Origin of the sequence: Desulfovibrio inopinatus DSM 10711 (genome assembly GCF_000429305.1) — a bacterium.
Taxonomy (GTDB): Bacteria; Desulfobacterota; Desulfovibrionia; order Desulfovibrionales; family Desulfovibrionaceae; genus Alteridesulfovibrio; species Alteridesulfovibrio inopinatus.
On record NZ_AUBP01000032.1, the window covers coordinates 1 to 18,461 of the forward strand.

Sequence of the window (18,461 nt, forward strand, 5' to 3'; positions counted from 1 at the left end):
ATGTGTATTTTTCCAATCGCCGTAATCGGGTGGAAGATCTCTCCATGGAGCCCCAGTTCGGAGTATCCAGAAAACGGCATTAATGAAAAGCCGATTGTCATGGGCGACACCTCCCCACGTTCCTTTTCTTCCTGGTAAATGAGGTTCGAGCAACTCCCATACCCGGTCAGAAATATCATGTCGTCTATGTGCTGCACTCTTCATTCTGTCTTCTTTTTCCTTTTAGTATCCGATGCCAGGAAAAGAAGAATAAAGCAATCTTGTGACGACACTACCTAAGCAAAGCTGTTCTTTCCGGGCGCATTCCGTGAAGAGAGAATACGCTCCCTGTGTAATATATTTTTGACACTGCGCTGTCTTGATAGATTTTTTGACGAGCTTCAGTTTTCGACAAAGTCTTCCATTCCCCCAATTCTATGCGGGCAAGACATGTGTGAGAGAGATGTCAGTGCACTCGTTTCATTGAAGGAACGAGCCTCGAAAACAATATGCACCTGCTTGCAACAACGCAGGATAGAAAACGGTTCTTATTTGGGGATAATAGGCGCGATCCTGAGTTTATCGATATCCTCTTCTCTGGAATGGATACTCAGGCTTGCCGGCAGAATGACAGGGGTGGCTCCCGTGGGTTGGGAGCGCGTAAGTGCATGTGCTTCAGCCAAACTTGCGGCAATAAGCTCAGGGTCAGGAGCTGAAACCGACAATAATAACGGGTGGTTTCCCGTGAGGTCTTTCCCTGGGTAGAATGCATTGGTCACGGTGTGCAGACCCATTGTCGCCATTTCCAGCGGAGGATAAGACGGATGCGGAGAAACCTTAAGAGATAGCCCCATATGTGCCGAAGAAAGCAAGTTGATATACGCCTCAACATCAAGCCAGCCGAGTGAACGAACTTCCATGCCATGAAGATCAATATGTTGGTGATGGTCTCCCACGCTGACAATGCGCAGATTTTGACGCTCTTTGCGTGATAGTCCGTCAACAAATCGTTTGCACCCGGCCATGGCGGCATCAAAGGCATTTTGTAGAATTTGCGGGCGACTATAAACGACAAGCATCAAAGGCGATTTCGGTTTGGCTGGGAGCATAAAATCGACCGAGCGAAGCCAGGACGCGATAGCTGCATTGAGCGAGGGTTTTAACGTATACGTTTTGGCAAACGAAAATCCCTGTCTCCGAAAGAAAGCGCCCAGTTCAAGTGAATTGATGATGGCATGCGTATAGTGCTTGTGGTTATATGTCGCCAATATCTGTCCGTATGTGCTCGAAAAAGGAACAGACCCCGGTTCGAAATCTTGAATGAAATAATAAAATGGCGTGCGCGGCCGGCCGTGTTTCGTCATGAGAGCGGCATGGGCCTGCCAGAGAAGCACCGATGTCCAGTCCATACAAAAGAAAACATCGGACGACGTGACGTCTAATGGCGTTTCATCGGAGTAGCTGGCAGTCTGGAGCGTCTTTTGAGGAAGCTGTTTGACATACGCGTTGAAATCGAACATGTCTTCGGCGTCTCCACGCGGTTCCTGGAAGATGAAACGTACCGCTGGATATGTCTTAGACAACGCTGCAATCAGACTCAATGCTGTCAGTAAATTCTCCGGAGGGACATACCGCATGCTTTTCGGAAGAATAGCATTGAACCGGGGAGCCGTGCCCTTTTCCCAACGAAGTTGAGGAATCGAGGGCAAGGGGGAAACGTAACTGACGTTATCAAAGGTAAAAACATCCATAGAAACGTGGGTGTCCTGATCGCAAGTTATAATTGAGTGAACAGATTTTGTGCACATCCGCCAATGCCTCGGGAACGTGTCCGCTGTGAACGCCCAGGCTATACCAAGAGATATCCTCTGTTTGGTTTTTCTACAAGCTTTCTTAAAAAAGGCAAAACGTCATGACCACGTACGATACCCTTAAAAAGACTTTGCAAGAGTCTCCACGAACCTGGCTCGTTACGGGCGCTGCCGGTTTTATCGGCTCCAACCTTGTGGAGACATTGCTTCGTCTCAATCAAACCGTTGTCGGCTTCGACAATTTTTCCAATGGATACCGTGAGAACCTGGTTGAAGTGCAAGGTCTTGTCGGACCAGAAGCCTGGTCTCGTTTCACCATGGTGGAAGCGGATCTGCTCGACATGGACGCTGTCCGCAAAGCTGTTTCCGGCGTCGATTATGTGCTGCATCAGGCTGCTCTTGGTTCGGTGCCGCGCAGTATAAATAATCCCATTGCCACACACCACGCCAATGTGACAGGAACGCTGAACATGCTTGTGGCGATAAAAGATGCAGGGACCGTCAAGCGTTTTGTCTATGCTGGTTCAAGCTCGACATACGGTGATCATCCATTTCTTCCCAAAATTGAAGAGCGTATTGGAATGCCGCTGTCCCCATATGCGGCAACCAAGGCGTTTGTGGAAGTCTACGCTAAAGTTTTTTCCAAAACTTACGGGATAAAAACCATTGGTTTGCGGTACTTCAATGTCTTCGGTCGCCGTCAACAACCGGGAAATCCGTATGCGGCCGTCATCCCGCTGTGGTTCAATGGCTTACTGACAAACACACCATGTTTTATCAACGGCGATGGGCAAACAAGTCGAGATTTCTGCTATATTGATAACACCGTTCAAGCGAATCTTCTCGCGGCAACTACTGAACGTGAAGAAGCACAGAATACGGTATATAATATTGCCTACGGTCGTCGGGTTACGTTGAATAAGCTTTTTGAGGCTATTCGTCAGGTCGTCATTCCTTTCAATGCTGACGCCGCTACAGCAGAACCCGAATTTCGCTCTTTCCGGCCGGGGGATGTGCGCCATTCCCTTGCTGACATTACCCGCGCACAACGTTTGCTTGGGTATGAGCCCCAATTCGATGTCTCTGCCGGTTTAGCCGAAGCCGCTGCATGGTATGTGCAAAACGCGCAAAAGGAAGTGTGAGAACCTCTGTTTTCACGCAAAAACGCCGGTCCCGTCATGCAACGAGACCGGCGTTTTATGTGAATGATCGTATTGAGTGCTTAAAAGCGTTCAAATCCTTCATCGTCATCCATGGCCAGCATGACGCCGTCATGAGAGGCTGTGGATTTTCCCGAACCATCGTCGGCTCCTGGGAGCAAGCGACCGGCTTTTTGCGGCGCAGATTTCACCTTGACTGTACGCTGTACGTTTTGTTGAGCCGACTGTCCACTCGGCGAAATCCGGAAAAATTCCATGGTGTGCATCAGCAGTTCTGCCTGGCTCGACAATTCTTCGCTTGTTGACGCCATTTCTTCTGAACTGGAGGCGTTTTGCTGGACGACCTGATCAAGCTGTTGAATTGCCTTGTTGATTTGTCCGGCACCCGCATCTTGTTCTTTGCTGGCGGCGGCTATCTCTTGAACAAGTTCCGCCGTTCGTTTGATGTCGGGCACGATCTTGCCGAGCATATCCCCGGCTTTTTCGGCAATCTCGACACTGGATGAGGACAGTTCGCTAATTTCGCCAGCTGCCGATCCACTGCGTTCCGCCAGCTTACGAACTTCGGCGGCAACAACGGCGAATCCTTTGCCATGCTCACCGGCACGAGCTGCTTCGATGGCCGCGTTCAGCGCCAACAAATTGGTTTGACGAGCGATTTCTTCGATGATGGAAATTTTTTCGGCAATTTGTTTCATGGCATCCACTGTTGCCATAACGGCTTTTCCGCCTTCTTCAGCATCGCGCGCAGCCTGAATGGCAATGGATTCGGTCTGAGTGGCATTATCAGCACTTTGTCGGATATTTGCCGTCATCTCTTCCATGGACGATGAGATTTCTTCCACGCTGGCTGCCTGTTCTGTGGCGCCTTGAGACAATCCCTGGGCCGATGCGCTCAATTCTTCACTTCCCGTGGCGACATTGTCCGAAGCCGTCTGCACTTCACCGACAACATCTCTCAATCGAGCAATCATTTCGTTCAACGCACGGGCAAGTTCACCCACCTCATCTTTTTGGTCTATCTCAAGGCGATTGGTGAAGTCGCCTTTGGACATGGCTTTGGCGAAGTTGACTCCTTGGATAATGGGTTTTGTAATGGAGCGCGTGAGGAAGATGCCAATGATGATGCCTAAGACTATTGCCACGGCAAGACCGACGATAAGAACAAACGAAGCTTGAGCCAGGTTCTTGGCTGTTTCATTGGCGATGACGGTTGTCTGTTTAAGACCGGCTTGAGCGATCTCCTGAGCTGAAGACAATACGGCGTCCGCGGCTTGATTTCGTTTTTGGCCAAGTTCGGTGCGCTCTTTCCAGTTTCGCTGCAATTCAAGCATCGCGCTTTTGTAATTTTCACTCGCTTCTTGGATGGCTGCGATTTGCTTTAGATTTACATCTTTCACGGTAACAGCCCGTAATTTTTCGAGAAGCAGGATTATCGTGTCAAAATTCGTGAGAGCATTATTGATAAATGTCATGTCGCGCATGACCTGCGCTTTGAAGTTTCGGATGCGCGTATCATTACCTATATTGATGATCTCATTCACCCAGGTAATTTTTTGTAGACGAGATTTCAGTTTTTCTACACCGGCAAATTCTTCGATTTCTTGGCGCATAACTTCGTTTTGCGCCTTCAGGAAATCAGAAGCATTCTTTGCGTACTTGATAGCCGCTGTATCAAGAGTCTCTCGGTTAGTGTCTATTTGTTGATTGACTTCACGCGTTTGTTTTGAAAGCGACTCATACTCGGCAACATTTTTTTGAGCCGATTCAGTTCCTGATTTCAGTTTTACGAGACTTGCGTATTGGTCCGCATGGCTTTTGGCTTCAACGAGGAAATTTTTTACCTGCTCTAAATCCGACATTGCTGCATCGTAATACATTTGCTCATCGCTTAATGCATATGATCGCATGGCCAGCATCGTGTCCTGGGAAGAACGTTCCAGGTCGTTGGCAATGAGAACTTCCGGAATGTATTCTTCATCGAGCATGATCGACTGGGTTTCAACCGATTTCATGCTGAAGATAGCCATCCCCCCCAGCACGCAGGTAATGGCGATTAAAACGCCAAACCCGATTCCGATTTTTACTGCCAGCTTCATGTTCTTCATCGCCATTCTCCTCGGGAATTGAATGTTCCTGGTCAGTCGCCAATCAAACTGCGAACATTGGTGACAAGTTCGTCGAGCGCTACAGGTTTTTTCATCACAGCATCGGCACCAAGTGTTCGGGCCAAGGTAAGAGCATCGTCACGAGACAAGGGAGAACGCACAGCTCCACCCGAAACAACGACAAGTTTGAGATCGACCTGCTGTTTTTTGGCAGCGAGGAGCACTTCCAGGCCATCCATATCAGGCATAAACACATCGCTAATAAGCAGATGAGCCGGTTGAATTGCCAGCATCCTGAGAGCCTGGGATCCTTTTTCAAAGGTCTGTACATTGTAGCCGTACACGCTTAAGCCGCGCCGTAAACTATCTCGTACCAAGCGATCATCATCGACAATAAAAATAGTTTTCACAGCTTCGCCTCTTTTGGGGCAAACGAAAACAATTTCTATGCCAACAAGATAGTTTTTTATTTCTTTGAAATCACAGGAAAATTTAAAAGATCGTGTGTTCGTTGTGTCTTGAAAGCAAGACACTGTCGTGAAAATATGACATTTCTTCGTTTGAGCTGCTGTCCATATACTATCTCAAAGTGAACAAAATCCAAAAACACGATGAGATATATACGGAACGTCCATGCAAAGTATATGGATTGCTTCTTTCACTTCATGAAAAAAGTGATGAGATTATCTTTTCTATTGCATGATTCTATAAATACGGCAAGAGGAGAATGTAAAGGAAAAGTGTAAATTGGAAACACTTCATACTGTGATAAAGCGCATAAAACTGAGGGAATAATTGGAGAAAAGAGTGGCGAAGAAAGACAACTTTCAGTTTTTTCATGGAATGGAGAAGAAATGAAAAAACAATATGTACTATAATAGTATGGAAATAGTGATGGCTAGAGTGTTTGCTGGCTAATCCTAGAGAATGAAGAGCCGGAGCCGCATCGCCCCGGCCCTTCAAAATGGTCTTATTGATTGTTTTTCTTGAATTGCTTCATGTCTTCTTTCACCGCCACCCATTCTGTCACAACAACATAGCCATCACCATCTTGGTCGGCCTTGACGAATTGCTGCACAGGGTACCAGACAATGAATTCATCTTTCGAAACTTTGCCGTCTTTGTTTGTGTCCAATGCATCAAAATCTGCATCCGAAGAGGCGAGCGCGAAAGAGCTCGTGACGACGAGGGCAAGAACGAACAGCGTGGATAAAAGTTTTTTCATTTTTTCTTCTCCATGTGGTTGATTGTTGAACCGATGCGATGGGGAGACGTCTTGCTGTCCTATCCTGAATTCTCCACGAAATGTCAATAAACGATATTCTACGCGTTCAAAAGCATTCCAATCGTCATGCCTTAAAAAATGGCTCTCCAATATCTTTTTGTCATGGCGCGTCCCGGAAAGACATCCATCACGCGCCACGTCGGCCAGCTACAGATCTCCCACCTGAGCGATGGCGTCGTCAGTGCTGTACTCTCCATGAACAATGAGGTTCAGTGCTTTCAATAAGGTTTTCGGGTCTTTATGTTGAAAAATGTTTCGTCCAACAGAAAGCCCTGCTCCACCGGCTTGAACGGATTCCTCAACCATTTTGAGAAAGCTGCGCGTATCCGGGGTTTTAGGACCTCCAGCAATAACAACAGGGATGCAGCTTCCGTCTACGACTTTGCTAAATGATTCCGGCTCGCCGGTGTACGGTACTTTGACCACGTCAGCACCGAGTTCCACGCCAACGCGTGCACAATGTGCAACAATTTCCGGGTCGAATTCATTCGCGATTTTGGGGCCTCGACCGTATATCATGGCCAGAATCGGAATCCCCCACGACGAAGCCGCCTTGCTGACCTCACCAAGATGACCGAGCATGGAAGCCTCTGCCTCATCGCCCAGGTTGATATGTAACGACACGGCGTCTGCTCCCAGCGTAATGGCTTCTTCGACCGTGCAGACCAGGGTTTTGGCTCCAGGGAATGGCGACAGGTTTGTGCTGGCCGACAAATGAACGATCAGGCCAATATCTTTGCCTTGCGTTCGGTGTCCGCAGCGAACCAATCCTTTATGCATGAGGACGGCATTCGCGCCACCTTCAACGATGTTTCCTACGGTTTTTTTCATATCAGTCAGGCCAAAAATAGGGCCAACACTGACACCATGGTCTAAGGGAACAATAATAGTGCGGTTTGTGTCACGGTTGAAAATGCGTTCACGACGAATGGCTTTTCCGATTTGCATGAGATGCTCCTTGTGGTTGTGCCAAAAAAAAGGCCGCGGCATGAAGCCGCGGCCTTTGAGGCGTTGTCGGGAGGTGTGGACCGTTTTTTTACATTGAATGCACGTCTTCCAGCACGCTCGACCGCGGCGTGATATCTGGAAGGTAATAATAGGGGTACGAAAAGTACTGCGCTAAGCCGTAAAAATCCACGGCAAAACTCTTGTGTTGTGCAATCATATATTCTTCCTATCGATGACAGGTTCCGTCTGTCAAGCATAAACACCGGAAGTATAGACTCTTGTGAAAATGAACCAGGAAAGTCACCATGCTAAAACAAAACTAATCCCTAAAATTGTTCGAAATCTGTATCCAATGGGTGCGTGTCGATTTCGAAACGTCGTTGTGTTGGAATTGGTCGTTGTGGTGATGTCTTTTTCACCACTTTGACGACTTTTTGCGGGTTATGGTTCTGTGTGTGCCCATGGTAATTATTGATTTTGAAAAATTGCATGATTTGAATCAGTTGTTGCGCTTGGCTTGATAATTCTTCACTGGTGGAAGACATTTCTTCTGCGGCGGCTGCGTTTTGTTGTACCACTTGGTCAAACTGATGGAGGGCTTTCGTTATCTGGCTTGCACCAGCGCTTTGCTCGTTGCTTGCCGCGGTAATTTCCTGCACAAGATCCGCCGTTCGCGTAATATCAGGGACGATCTGCGCAAGCATCCGTCCAGCCTTTTCGGCGATGCTGACACTGGTTGACGAGAGTTCGCTAATTTCGCCGGCCGCTGTACCGCTTCGTTCGGCCAATTTTCGGACTTCGGCGGCAACAACGGCAAATCCTTTGCCGTGTTCACCAGCGCGTGCGGCCTCAATTGCTGCATTCAAGGCAAGAAGGTTGGTCTGTCGGGCGATTTCTTCGATAATCGTTATTTTCTCTGCAATCTGTTTCATCGCCTCGACAGTTGCATTGACGGCTTCGCCTCCCTCTTTGGCGTCCTTTGCCGTTTTGAGTGCCATCGATTCGGTCACGTTGGCATTTTCGGCATTTTGTTTAATGCCAGACGTCATTTCTTCCATTGATGAGGAAACTTCTTCGACGCTGGCCGCCTGTTCTGTTGCCCCTTGAGACAATGAAACACTGGACGACGAGAGTTCTTCAGCTCCAGCAGCCACGTTTTCCGAAGCTGTCGAAACTTCTGTTACCACATTGCAGAGTCGGGAAACCATGTTGTGCATATCGGCGTAGACACCACGCATGCCAGAATTCTCAAAGGAGATATCAAGATCACCTTGAGCGACTTGTCGAGTAATATCCGCAATGATTGCTGGATCCCGACCAAGCTGTGCAAGCACACTGCGAATAATTATCAACGCAGCTAAAACGGCAATAACAATAGCAGCGACACTGATGACAATAATCAACGTGAGGGCTTGGCTGTTTTTGCGAGCGACCTCGGGGCCCAGGATATTCTGTTCATGCTGGAGCGATGCCTTCACCGCTTCCAGATCAGACGCAAATTGAGGGCCGAGGACTTCCAGTGTGTTGTCGATGATATCATTTCGAGTGAAGATGACTTGGACGAGTTGGTCGAAGGCCGTGTCGTATTCGGAAAAGATCTGCAATACTTTCGCAGCTGTTTGCTTGATAATGGGAGATGTCGTTGCGACGTTAAGCTGGCTAATAATTGTTTTAAATGTGGCAAGTTCTTTTTTTACGGAATCCACATTCGCTTGTGTGTTGGCTGAGAGGAACATAACGACATGAAAACGTACAAGAAGCAACTGCTCCAGTGCCGATCCAGCCAAATAGGTGAGTTCTGTATTTCCTAAGTTATAACTTTCCTGCATAACAGAGGACATCGTCTGATGGAGAACAGGACCTTGTTTTGCAAGAATTCCATCAAAAAGTGCTGTATACTTTCGTTGAAGTTCAACAATGCGAGAAAAATAATCACGGTATGTTTGTATATTATTGATTGATTTTTCTATTTTTAATGCACTTTCAGGAGCAGTGATGTTGTTTTTTGCCTGTTCAAGGAGTGTATCAAGGCTGCTAAGATATTCCTTGTACCTCTTGAAGGATTCTTCTTTCCCTTTCAAGATGAAATCCTTGACGTTCATTCGTACCATGAGCATGTCAGCTTGCATACGACTGGACAAATCGTAGGTCGACGCCAGGTGTTGATAGGTGCTAAAGTTGTCACCGGCATTTTGAATGGAAAAGATTCCAACGACGGCCGTGGTGATCATGAACAGGGTAATGAGACCGAAACCAAGAATTAGCTTCTTAGCTAACGTGAGCTTTGCCATGAATATGCTCCCATATGAGATTGCAACAATTGGCGCAACGGATAAAACAACGACAAGGACTTGAGCTGCGTATCGCTTTTTGAATCAAATGAAAATGGTCTTGAGTGAGAGGGAAACCACGCAAACCTGACATTGACGCGGCCAGCTGCTTGTGAAAAAATTCATCGCTCCCCGCGGGGGAGGCTGTTTTAACGCCATGCCAAGTACGGAGTAGCCCCTTCATGAACTGGTCCCACAAGGATCTGTTGGACGTGTCCCAATTGTCACGCGAAGATGTTGATATGATCATCGCGACCGGACGCGAATTTGCTAAGGTCAACGCCCGCCTCGTCAAGAAAGTGCCGACATTGAAAGGGCGCAGCGTTATTCTTTTTTTTGCTGAACCAAGCACCCGCACAAAGACAAGTTTCGATATGGCGGGAAAACGATTATCTGCCGACACCTTTTCCCTTTCTAAGAGTGGAAGCTCCTTGCAAAAAGGAGAGTCCCTCAAAGATACGGTGCTTACCTTGCAGGCGATGAACCCCGATGCCGTGGTGATTCGGCACCAATCAAGCGGTGCTGCTGCCTTTGTGGCCAATCATTTGGAATGTTCCGTCATCAATGCCGGGGATGGTTGGCACGCCCATCCCACACAAGCTTTGCTCGATGCATTCACACTCGCCAATTGCTGGCAGGGAGCTTTCGCCGGAAAAACACTCCTCATTTTGGGAGATATTGCGCATTCTCGAGTAGCTCGGTCGAATATTCACCTGCTTACTATGCTTGGGGTGAATGTGCGATTATGCGCGCCGAAGACCCTTTTGCCTCCGACCGTGAAAACGTTTGGGGTCGAGGTGTACAGCGATCTCAATGAAGCGGTGCGCGGCGTGGATGCTATTATGTGTTTGCGTTTGCAGCTTGAACGGCAAAAAGCCGGACTTCTGCCCGATTTACGTGAATATGCCCGGCTGTTCTGTCTGACTCGTCGACACTTGGCCGTTGCCTCGGATAATGTGGTTGTCCTGCACCCGGGACCAGTGAACCGAGGATTGGAGATCGCTTCAGACGTCACCGACGCGTCAGATTCGCTCATTCTTGATCAGGTGGCGTCGGGTGTTGCCGTGCGAATGGCACTGCTGCATCTCTATATCACCCGCAAGGATTAGTTGATCCGGAAAGCGTATGGTCGGGATTGTCGAGAAAGACATCTCCCTTCTTTACGTCAATGGAGGAGGGCGGGAACAGTCATGTCGGCCGTATTCAGTGTTTTGAATTTTCCGGGGATTCCTCTATGAGGAACATCCGGATGGCATAAGGAGATTGCCATGACGCAACGCGTATTCCGAGGAGCTCGGTTTGCGATTGAGGATGGACGCCCCGTCGATTTGGTTGTTGAAGACGGGCAAGTTGCCGATGTCCTTGATTATGATTCTCATCGGGTTTTTGAAGGGGCGGAGAGGGTGATAGACGCCACCGGCCAGACTCTGCTTCCCGGTCTGACGGATGCGCATGCCCATTTGCGCGAGCCTGGATTTGAATGGAAGGAAGATATTGCATCCGGGTTGGCTGCGGCTGCTCGTGGTGGATTTTCCAATGTCATGTGTATGGCCAATACCGATCCGGTCAACGACCGTGGCGCGGTCACGACTATGATGTTGGCCAAAGCGCGAACCGTGCGTCCTTTGGGCCCCCGTCTTTTTCCGATTGGTGCTTTGACTGTCGGATTGAAGGGAGCGGAATTGGCTCCTATGGCAGAGCTGGCCGCGGCTGGTTGTGTTGCCTTTTCAAACGACGGTCTGCCGGTAGCGGATACGGAACTGTTTCGACATGCATTGGAATACGCTTCGGATCTCGAAAAAATCGTCATTGACCATTGCGAAGATCCGTATATGGCCCCTGCCGCTGGAATGAACGAAGGTGAAGTTGCTGCACGGCTTGGTTTACGCGGACAACCAACGGCTTCTGAGGCGTTACAGGCCGCTCGTGATATCCTCTTGGCCGAATTTCTCGATGTTCCGGTTCACCTCGCGCATGTGTCCTGCCGTCAAACCGTGGAGCTTCTCGCTGCAGCCAAGAAGCGGGGTGTACGTGTCACGGCAGAGACCTGCCCCCATTACTTGCTTTTCACCGAAGAGGCTGTTCAGGGATACGACACTGCAGCCAAAGTTAACCCTCCTCTTCGCACACGGGACGATCAGCAGTGTCTTCTTGAAGCCGTGCGATCCGGTGTTGTCGATATTTTGGCCACGGACCATGCCCCGCATGCCGCCCATGAAAAAGAGCATCCGTTTGACGAAGCGCCGTGTGGCATTTCGGGATTGGATACGGCATTGTCGGCCACCTGGATGCTTGTCCAGGATAACAAACTGACGCCGGACGATCTCGTCCGTTTATGGAGTCACGGGCCGGCCAGTATTTTCGGGTTGCCGCAAAACCGGTTTTTACCTGGAGATCCGGCCGACTTTATTTTGTTCGATACTTCTGCCCAATGGTCGCCAACTGTTGCAACCATGGCATCCAAAGGAAAAAATACGCCGCTTTACGGTCGTACCTTGCCCGGCCTTGTCCGCGGCCATTACATTGGCGGTGAAAAAGTGTACGAAGGCTAAACGTTGCCACGGGCAGTACGTCAATTGATCTCAACTGTTTAACCCGAAGGAGCACCCGCATGGCGGAACCGTTCCAAGACGCCGTCGCTCTGTGCAAAACCATCATGCGCAATGGCTTCGATGCCTATGTCGTCAATGCGAATCTGCAAAATGACTTTCTGGATTTGGATTCGATCGAAATCGATATTGCTTCGGATGCCGATCATACCGAACTGAAAAAGCTCTTCCCGAATATTGCTGAAGGCGCAGCAGACGGAGTTTGGGCGGTCTTGCGCGAGGCCGACACCACGTACCGGTTCTATCCCTCGGATACGGAAGATGCATCACATCCCGAAGAATGTGTCGCCAAGGTCACGCCGCGATTGTTGCGTCGACTCGGTGAAGAAGGCGATATCCCGCTCGGGCTTGCCTGTCCGTTTTTGCCGCGCTCCGAGGATGCGCAGGATGGGTTTGTCGATTTCAGCCAGGGAGAAGTGAAATTCCTGGGGATTCCTGATCAAACGCTCAAAGAAAATTACCTGCGCGGAGTTCGTGCTCTGCGTTTTTCAGCCAACTATGGTTTGCCCATTGAAGCAAACACGTGGATAGCCATTATGCGGGGCGCGAGACGTATTCTCGATTATGTCTCCGTCACGGATATCATGGATGAATGGCGCAAAGTCGAAGCTGAAAACATGCATGCGTTTGTCGGTCTGTTGTATGACTCCATGATTCTGCATGGACTTATTCCTGAGATCGCCGCGATGGCTCGTATTAAGCATCTCAAAGTCGAGAGCGAGGAAGAAACGGTTTTCGACCATACGCTGGCTGTTATGGAACGTTATCCGGAAGAACTGCCCTATGACTGGTTCGGTGTGCTGGCATGCCTGTTCCATGATGTGGGCAAACTTCATACGGCTGAATTTTTTGATGGCCGCTGGACATTTTATCAGCATCACCGAGTCGGTGCCAAAGTGACCCGAAAGATTCTCAAACGACTCGGTTTTGCTCCAGAAGATGTGGATTTGGTCTGTCATTTGGTACGCAATCACATGCGATTGCATTTCATGCTGACCGAACGCGGCATTCGTCGATTTGCGGCGTTGGATGAATATCCACGACTGATCGAAATGACACGAGCCGACATTAAAGCCCGTGGTGGAAGCTTTCGCGAGTTCAACCACAATATGAAAATGCTCGAACGTCTTGATACTGGCGTTGCGATGGGCGACCCCATTTTGAATGGTACGGTCATCATGCAGCTCACCGGCCTTAAACCCGGACCGGGGGTCGGCATTATCCGCGAAGCGCTGATGACTGCGCAGATACAGGGTGATGTCTCCTCGGAAGAGGAAGCCATGGAATTCGTGAGAGAGTACTATAAGAAAGAAAAGCTCGGGTAAGAGCAAGCAAGGGGGCGTTGCCCGACAACGCCCCTCTGTTCACACCATCCGGACATGATGCCAGATACATGATGAAATCCAATCTCCTTGAATTTACGCAGCCCGAACTCACCGACTTTATGGCCGATCTCGGGGAAAAACCATTTCGTGCCAAGCAAGTCTGGCAATGGATCTGGCAAAAGGGCGTTGTCGATTTTGAAGCCATGACGAATCTGTCCAAAGACGCGCGGGCACAGTTGAGCGATACTGCTGAAATCCGTTGGCCTATGGTAGAAAAAGCTCTGGTCAGTGCGGATGGAACGGTAAAGTTTTTACTCGGACTCGACGATGGCAGCAAAGTGGAAACGGTTCTTATTCCAGAAAAAGATCATTTTACGCAGTGCCTTTCCACACAGGTCGGATGCGCGTTAGGATGCCGGTTTTGCAGCACCGGGACCCTCGGTTTTACCCGAAATATGACGTCGGGTGAGATATTGGGACAAATCCTTGTGGCTCGGCGTTGGCTGGAGGAACATGAAGAACCGCTCCGTTTGCGTAACTTGGTATTTATGGGAATGGGGGAACCCCTGCTCAATTTCGAGGCGCTCGAACGAAGTTTGCACGGTCTTAATTCAGACTTGGGACTTGATTTTTCAACGCGCCGTATAACGGTTTCGACGGTTGGGATTGTGCCGAAGCTCCAAGCGCTTGGCGAGCTTGCCTTGTCATCGCTGGCTGTCTCCCTGCACGCGCCGAATCAGGCGATTCGGGAACAGATTATGCCTAAGGCCGCTCGGACCCCTCTTGCCGAACTTATGGACGAGCTCGCCCGCTACCCTATCCGAAATCGAGAGAGTATCACGTTTGAATACCTGTTATTGGGCGGAATCAACGATGAACCGGAACATGCCCGGGAACTCATTCGCCTGTTGTCGAGAGTAAAAGCCAAAATTAATCTCATTGCCTATAACGCATCGCCCGGACTGCCTTTCAAACGCCCTGACCCTGCCCGTGTCGAAGCATTTCAAAATGTGCTCCGGGCCAAAGGTTTCACGGCAACGTTACGTAAAAGCAAAGGCTCCGATATTAAAGCCGCCTGCGGTCAGCTTGCCGCCAACCCTGAAGAATAAAGAGTGTTGACGTAGTCTCTACGTCAAGCTCTCTCACCCAAAGCAATAATGCTGCCGGCAACGGGTATAATCCCATGTTGCCGGCAGCATTTTTTTTCATCGCTCGATCAGAGTATACAATATCGGGATGGAAAACAGTTTTGAGCTACAATACCTCGAAACAAATGATGTTTTTCCAGCTCATCATACGGAGCAAGATTTGACGAATGGGGGCCAAAAACTCCATCTCATGGGAGTAGACCGCCACATTGGCCGCACTCCCCGGCGGCAGGTCGTATTTGGACATATCATCGTCCAAATGAATGAATACGGGGACGCGTCCTTGCGGTAAGCTGTTTTCGATTTTGATCATATCGGCATTCGGTTGGAGTTGACCTTCACCAATGGCAACGGCAAGGGCGTCAACTTTTCCATGAAACGTTCGGCCAGGCAGAGCCGGGAAGATAACTTCAACCGCATTACCAGGCTTGATATTTTGCAAGGGATTTTGTTTGAATGCTCCAATAAGATAGGTGTTGTCAGCACTCACGAATGTCATCACCGGTTTGAGAGGCAAAGGGACAGCCATCATTCCCGGACGTAATCGTACCTGGACAACGTATCCATCCGACGGAGCACGAACCACGGTGGAGTCAAGGTTAAACTGGGCTTTGTCTAGTCTTGCTTTTGCTTCTTCGATGATGGCCTGCTGGCTGCCAAGCTCTGACCGGGCGCGGACTGCTTCAGCTTGGGCGCTGGCCTCAGTTTGCTGCGCTTCTTTAAAGGTGGCTAAAGATTGGTCATAACGCTGCTGGCTGATAGACGCTTTACTTATCAGTGATCGCATGCGTTTTTCCGTCACGGCCGCCAGGTTTAAAGCTGCAGATGCCTGTTTGACTTGGGCTTCGGCGTTTTGCACTTGAGCCTGAAGCTGTTGAATACGATCCTGGGATTGCGTCAGTTTGGCCTTTTCCAAATCAACTTCAGCTTGAAAGGGGGTGGGGTCGATTTTAAAAAGAATATCACCTTTTTTTAATGGCCGACTGTTCTGTACCGGGACATCAGTCACTTTCCCACGAACTTGCGGCATAATGGGCGTGGTCTGAAAGTAGATAATGCCTTCCGATGTAAACGGATGGTAATACGCCATGGTCAAAAAAATCCCGCCGACAACAAAAATACCGCCCACGACTGCCGTGGTGACGGTCCATTTATTGGCAGGAATTTTGAAAATGCGAAAAGCTGCAAAGACAAGCGCTGCATAGGTTAGTTCAATCAGTATATCCATAATTATGCTTCCTGGCCTGACGGTTCTATGGGGGCGGGTGTTTCTGCCACGATGTTATCATCTGTATCGTCCTGATGAGTCGGGACCGATTCACGGCCTTTCGTGATTTGATCGCGCAAAGCCGCGACTTCATCACGCAGGGCCTGCGTGTCATCTTTTGAGGCAAAACCGTCTTGCAGGAAGTCATTTGTACGTGTCTGTACGCCAGGTTTATAGAGGAGTGCCCATATCCATAATAAAGGCCAAATCAGGTGGAGTAAAAAGAGGCTGAGCCAACCCGCAGCATGGATGGCATCTTGGTGGGGGTGATTTCGCTTTTTTGCTAATTTATAAGGAATATCATGTATATAGATTATTCCGTACACCAAAACAAGAAAGACAAAGACGAGAAGGCCTGCGGCAATCCAGTCTAGAATTCTTGTCGACGTTTCGATCATTCTCAGCCTCCTTTATGGGCATACGTCTTTTAAAGCATCGAAAACTCCATTTTTTTCTCCGACTCATTGTATTCTTTATCATGCACAATAACCAAAGTGTCACGGGGAATTTTAAAATATTTCTTGTCCGTGTTTCTTCGAATTGTCTGCTGCAATGACGAGACGATGCTATTTTTTCAAGATGTACTCCCGTGCCCATCGTTTCTTCATGGTATTGTACGTTTGTAATCCCAGCCTGAGGCAAATCAACGAGCAGATACCGATGACGAAGAGAAGTCGTCCCTGATGCTGAGACGCATCCTTCAGTAGCATATTCAGTTGCGCAATGGGCAAGACAAAAAATATTAAAGTCGTCGCGCCGCCAAGGATGCCATACCACCAGAATATATTACGTTCATTATGCGTTGTCCTCACATCTCGAGGCGAGCCGAATCCGAGCCAGCCAAAGAGTTTGCGTTTGATAAACGCGAAGGAGCGTTGTCGCAGGTTTTGAATTTCTGTGAAATCCAGGAGCATGTAGTACGCGTCCATTTTAATAAATGGGTTGAAATTCATGAACAACCCTACAACGTTGGACACACTGAAGAGAACAAATGTCGACTCCCAGAAACCTATCCCTCCGGGCGAATTGCGACACAATAACCACGAACACCAGAGTCCTATTCCAAAAATGACAAAGCTGACGATGGGGCCGCCCAGAGAGACCAAAATCCGCTGATATTTTTTAGGAAATGTGTAGGCGGCTGTTGTGTCACAGAAGAAAATGAAAAATGCCAGGTAAAACATAATCCCAATGCGAGGTACACGCCCCCCATAATGTTTACAGACCACACCATGTCCAAGTTCGTGGAGAAGAACATGGGCGGTGACTAAAATGTACGTGCAAATCAGTATATGGGGCGAATTGACTATGGTCTTTTCCAGGCCGATGAATATGGTGAGGAAATGATGAAATTTGTCCCAAAGCGGATAGAATCCGGAAAGTCCGATGAGAAGTAATATTCCAATCGCAATGGGGGAAAAGAGAAACCGTATCTTGTTGTGTATGGCGGTGACAATGGCGTCAGAATGTGGAATTGAGAACGATGGGTTGATGAGTTTCAGCAGGATTTGTTTTCCGGTAATTTTGCCTGTTTCTTCCGTCGAATCGCTGAGCATGCCCATTCGTTCGAGGTGTTCATAAAGTTGGATTGGCAAATGGGGGGAAACCAATCCAATAGAGTCCACATGCTGTATATAGATATCGTGTAAGGTCTTGGTTCCATCCATGTTTTGTACAAAAAACGTTTCGCTGGGATTGAGAATGAGTACCGTTGTACCGACTTTTTGCAGCACCGAGCTTGGATGTTCTTCTTCACTATCTTTGATATACAGCTCCAGACCTTTTTTAAGCTTTGGCTTTAACGCCATCGCCCAGGCCCGCTTTTCCTTCCCCTCTTCGCGTTGATAAAGGATCATACTGAGAACGCGTTTTTTCCCCCGCACACGGAAGAAGACACGGTCCATATTTTTTTTGAGTAAATGGAGCCACAAGGCATCTACCGTAATGTTCTCAATATCCGTTTTGGCGTCTGGCACCTCGTACTCTTCGGTTTCGGAAGGGTTGAGGCGGATGGCTGCGGCGTATGTGATATCGATGAATATCGCATCATTTTTATAATCAAGGAGTACGGTAAAGGGTACATCAATCTCGCTGCGTTCAGCCCAGCGCACTAATTCTTCGCATGCTTCCATTACGGACAGCATGATTTTCTTTTTCAATAAGTCGGAAAAACCCACTATCGCTGCATAGCGATGCACTCCGTCTTGTACAAGCGGAAGCCAACGGCTTTGGGGCGGAACATGAATGGTGATTGTATTTTCGTTCAATGGATTGCTCTCGTGAGGAATGAGCTTGAATATCAAGCATTACTGGGCGCAAGTTTTTTTCAACGCTTTCGCATTGTTGTGTATAGCAACGAGATTTCCTGACGCTCGGTCGCTAGGCGCTGCTGAAGTGTTCTGTATGACCTTCTCAAAAGCGAGAAGAATCGTTTGCCATGTTCTGATGACGACGTGTTTTCTCGGGAAGCTGTACGCCGTTTGCGGACATA

At 48.7% G+C, this 18,461-nt stretch carries 16 protein-coding genes; 5 read left to right on the top strand and 11 right to left on the bottom strand.

Translation table 11 applies throughout. From position 1 onward, the window contains the following. A partial coding sequence (locus tag G451_RS30300; RefSeq protein ID WP_156921713.1) for a transposase occupies nucleotides 1-204 on the bottom strand: 204 nt, incomplete at its 3' end. Nucleotides 205-527: 323 nt separating this feature from the next. Next, the gene (locus G451_RS0118410; protein WP_027185407.1) at nucleotides 528-1,730 is read right to left on the bottom strand and encodes a rhamnosyltransferase WsaF family glycosyltransferase; all 1,203 of its coding nucleotides are present in this window, start codon (nucleotides 1,728-1,730) and stop codon (nucleotides 528-530) included. 161 nt (nucleotides 1,731-1,891) lie between these two features. Between G451_RS0118410 and G451_RS0118415 the strand changes: the two genes are divergently transcribed. Then, nucleotides 1,892-2,932, top strand: a complete 1,041-nt coding sequence (locus G451_RS0118415; RefSeq protein ID WP_027185408.1) for an SDR family oxidoreductase — start codon at nucleotides 1,892-1,894, stop codon at nucleotides 2,930-2,932. Between the two features lie 80 nt (nucleotides 2,933-3,012). Here the strand turns inward: G451_RS0118415 and G451_RS0118420 are convergent, their stop codons facing one another. The 6 genes from G451_RS0118420 to G451_RS30305 all read right to left on the bottom strand — a co-directional run bounded on the left by G451_RS0118420 (nucleotide 3,013) and on the right by G451_RS30305 (nucleotide 9,582). Then, nucleotides 3,013-5,058 (bottom strand): methyl-accepting chemotaxis protein, encoded by a 2,046-nt coding sequence (locus G451_RS0118420; RefSeq protein ID WP_027185409.1) that lies wholly within the window; start codon nucleotides 5,056-5,058, stop codon nucleotides 3,013-3,015. Between the two features lie 32 nt (nucleotides 5,059-5,090). Continuing rightward, entirely contained in the window at nucleotides 5,091-5,468 is a 378-nt protein-coding gene (locus tag G451_RS0118425; RefSeq protein WP_027185410.1) for a response regulator transcription factor, read from the bottom strand. A 560-nt stretch (nucleotides 5,469-6,028) separates the two neighbouring features. Further along, a complete protein-coding gene (locus G451_RS34245) occupies nucleotides 6,029-6,283 on the bottom strand; it encodes an EF-hand domain-containing protein (protein ID WP_156921714.1) in 255 nt (84 codons plus the stop codon). 207 nt (nucleotides 6,284-6,490) lie between these two features. Next, nucleotides 6,491-7,291 (bottom strand): 2-amino-3,7-dideoxy-D-threo-hept-6-ulosonate synthase, encoded by an 801-nt coding sequence (locus G451_RS0118435; RefSeq protein ID WP_027185412.1) that lies wholly within the window; start codon nucleotides 7,289-7,291, stop codon nucleotides 6,491-6,493. Between the two features lie 88 nt (nucleotides 7,292-7,379). Next, nucleotides 7,380-7,508, bottom strand: coding sequence for a hypothetical protein (locus G451_RS35215; protein WP_281171572.1), 129 nt, complete (start codon nucleotides 7,506-7,508; stop codon nucleotides 7,380-7,382). A gap of 109 nt (nucleotides 7,509-7,617) precedes the next feature. Then, nucleotides 7,618-9,582, bottom strand: a complete 1,965-nt coding sequence (locus G451_RS30305) for a HAMP domain-containing methyl-accepting chemotaxis protein (protein WP_051261667.1) — start codon at nucleotides 9,580-9,582, stop codon at nucleotides 7,618-7,620. 221 nt (nucleotides 9,583-9,803) lie between these two features. Between G451_RS30305 and G451_RS0118450 the strand changes: the two genes are divergently transcribed. The 4 genes from G451_RS0118450 (at nucleotide 9,804) to rlmN (ending at nucleotide 14,664) form a co-directional block, all read left to right on the top strand. After that, nucleotides 9,804-10,730 carry an aspartate carbamoyltransferase catalytic subunit gene (locus G451_RS0118450; protein ID WP_027185413.1) on the top strand — a complete coding sequence of 309 codons (927 nt, stop codon included), beginning with the start codon at nucleotides 9,804-9,806 and terminating at the stop codon, nucleotides 10,728-10,730. 159 nt (nucleotides 10,731-10,889) lie between these two features. Beyond that, entirely contained in the window at nucleotides 10,890-12,173 is a 1,284-nt protein-coding gene (locus G451_RS0118455; RefSeq protein ID WP_034642821.1) for a dihydroorotase, read from the top strand. Between the two features lie 59 nt (nucleotides 12,174-12,232). Further along, nucleotides 12,233-13,555: an HD domain-containing protein gene (locus G451_RS0118460; protein WP_027185415.1), complete on the top strand. Its 1,323-nt coding sequence runs from the start codon at nucleotides 12,233-12,235 to the stop codon at nucleotides 13,553-13,555. Between the two features lie 68 nt (nucleotides 13,556-13,623). After that, on the top strand, nucleotides 13,624-14,664 hold the full coding sequence (rlmN, locus tag G451_RS0118465) for a dual-specificity RNA methyltransferase RlmN (protein ID WP_027185416.1): 1,041 nt from the start codon (nucleotides 13,624-13,626) through the stop codon (nucleotides 14,662-14,664). Between the two features lie 145 nt (nucleotides 14,665-14,809). Here rlmN and G451_RS0118470 read toward each other — a convergent pair whose 3' ends face one another. The 3 genes from G451_RS0118470 to G451_RS0118480 all read right to left on the bottom strand — a co-directional run bounded on the left by G451_RS0118470 (nucleotide 14,810) and on the right by G451_RS0118480 (nucleotide 18,237). Beyond that, on the bottom strand, nucleotides 14,810-15,931 hold the full coding sequence (locus G451_RS0118470) for an HlyD family secretion protein (protein WP_027185417.1): 1,122 nt from the start codon (nucleotides 15,929-15,931) through the stop codon (nucleotides 14,810-14,812). Between the two features lie 2 nt (nucleotides 15,932-15,933). Then, nucleotides 15,934-16,368, bottom strand: a complete 435-nt coding sequence (locus G451_RS30310; protein ID WP_051261668.1) for a DUF3302 domain-containing protein — start codon at nucleotides 16,366-16,368, stop codon at nucleotides 15,934-15,936. A gap of 168 nt (nucleotides 16,369-16,536) precedes the next feature. Then, nucleotides 16,537-18,237, bottom strand: coding sequence for a hypothetical protein (locus tag G451_RS0118480; RefSeq protein ID WP_027185418.1), 1,701 nt, complete (start codon nucleotides 18,235-18,237; stop codon nucleotides 16,537-16,539). Between the last annotated feature and the right edge of the window lie 224 nt (nucleotides 18,238-18,461).

Coding starts and splice junctions, on each gene's coding strand:
- G451_RS0118455 (WP_034642821.1), top strand. CDS start 10,890: ATGACGCAACGCGTATTCCGAGGAGCTCGGTTTGCGATTGAGGATGGA.
- G451_RS30310 (WP_051261668.1), bottom strand. CDS start 16,368: ATGATCGAAACGTCGACAAGAATTCTAGACTGGATTGCCGCAGGCCTT.
- G451_RS35215 (WP_281171572.1), bottom strand. CDS start 7,508: ATGATTGCACAACACAAGAGTTTTGCCGTGGATTTTTACGGCTTAGCG.
- G451_RS0118410 (WP_027185407.1), bottom strand. CDS start 1,730: ATGGATGTTTTTACCTTTGATAACGTCAGTTACGTTTCCCCCTTGCCC.
- G451_RS0118460 (WP_027185415.1), top strand. CDS start 12,233: ATGGCGGAACCGTTCCAAGACGCCGTCGCTCTGTGCAAAACCATCATG.
- G451_RS34245 (WP_156921714.1), bottom strand. CDS start 6,283: ATGAAAAAACTTTTATCCACGCTGTTCGTTCTTGCCCTCGTCGTCACG.
- rlmN (WP_027185416.1), top strand. CDS start 13,624: ATGATGAAATCCAATCTCCTTGAATTTACGCAGCCCGAACTCACCGAC.
- G451_RS30305 (WP_051261667.1), bottom strand. CDS start 9,582: ATGGCAAAGCTCACGTTAGCTAAGAAGCTAATTCTTGGTTTCGGTCTC.
- G451_RS0118415 (WP_027185408.1), top strand. CDS start 1,892: ATGACCACGTACGATACCCTTAAAAAGACTTTGCAAGAGTCTCCACGA.
- G451_RS0118435 (WP_027185412.1), bottom strand. CDS start 7,291: ATGCAAATCGGAAAAGCCATTCGTCGTGAACGCATTTTCAACCGTGAC.
- G451_RS0118470 (WP_027185417.1), bottom strand. CDS start 15,931: ATGGATATACTGATTGAACTAACCTATGCAGCGCTTGTCTTTGCAGCT.
- G451_RS0118420 (WP_027185409.1), bottom strand. CDS start 5,058: ATGAAGAACATGAAGCTGGCAGTAAAAATCGGAATCGGGTTTGGCGTT.
- G451_RS0118450 (WP_027185413.1), top strand. CDS start 9,804: ATGAACTGGTCCCACAAGGATCTGTTGGACGTGTCCCAATTGTCACGC.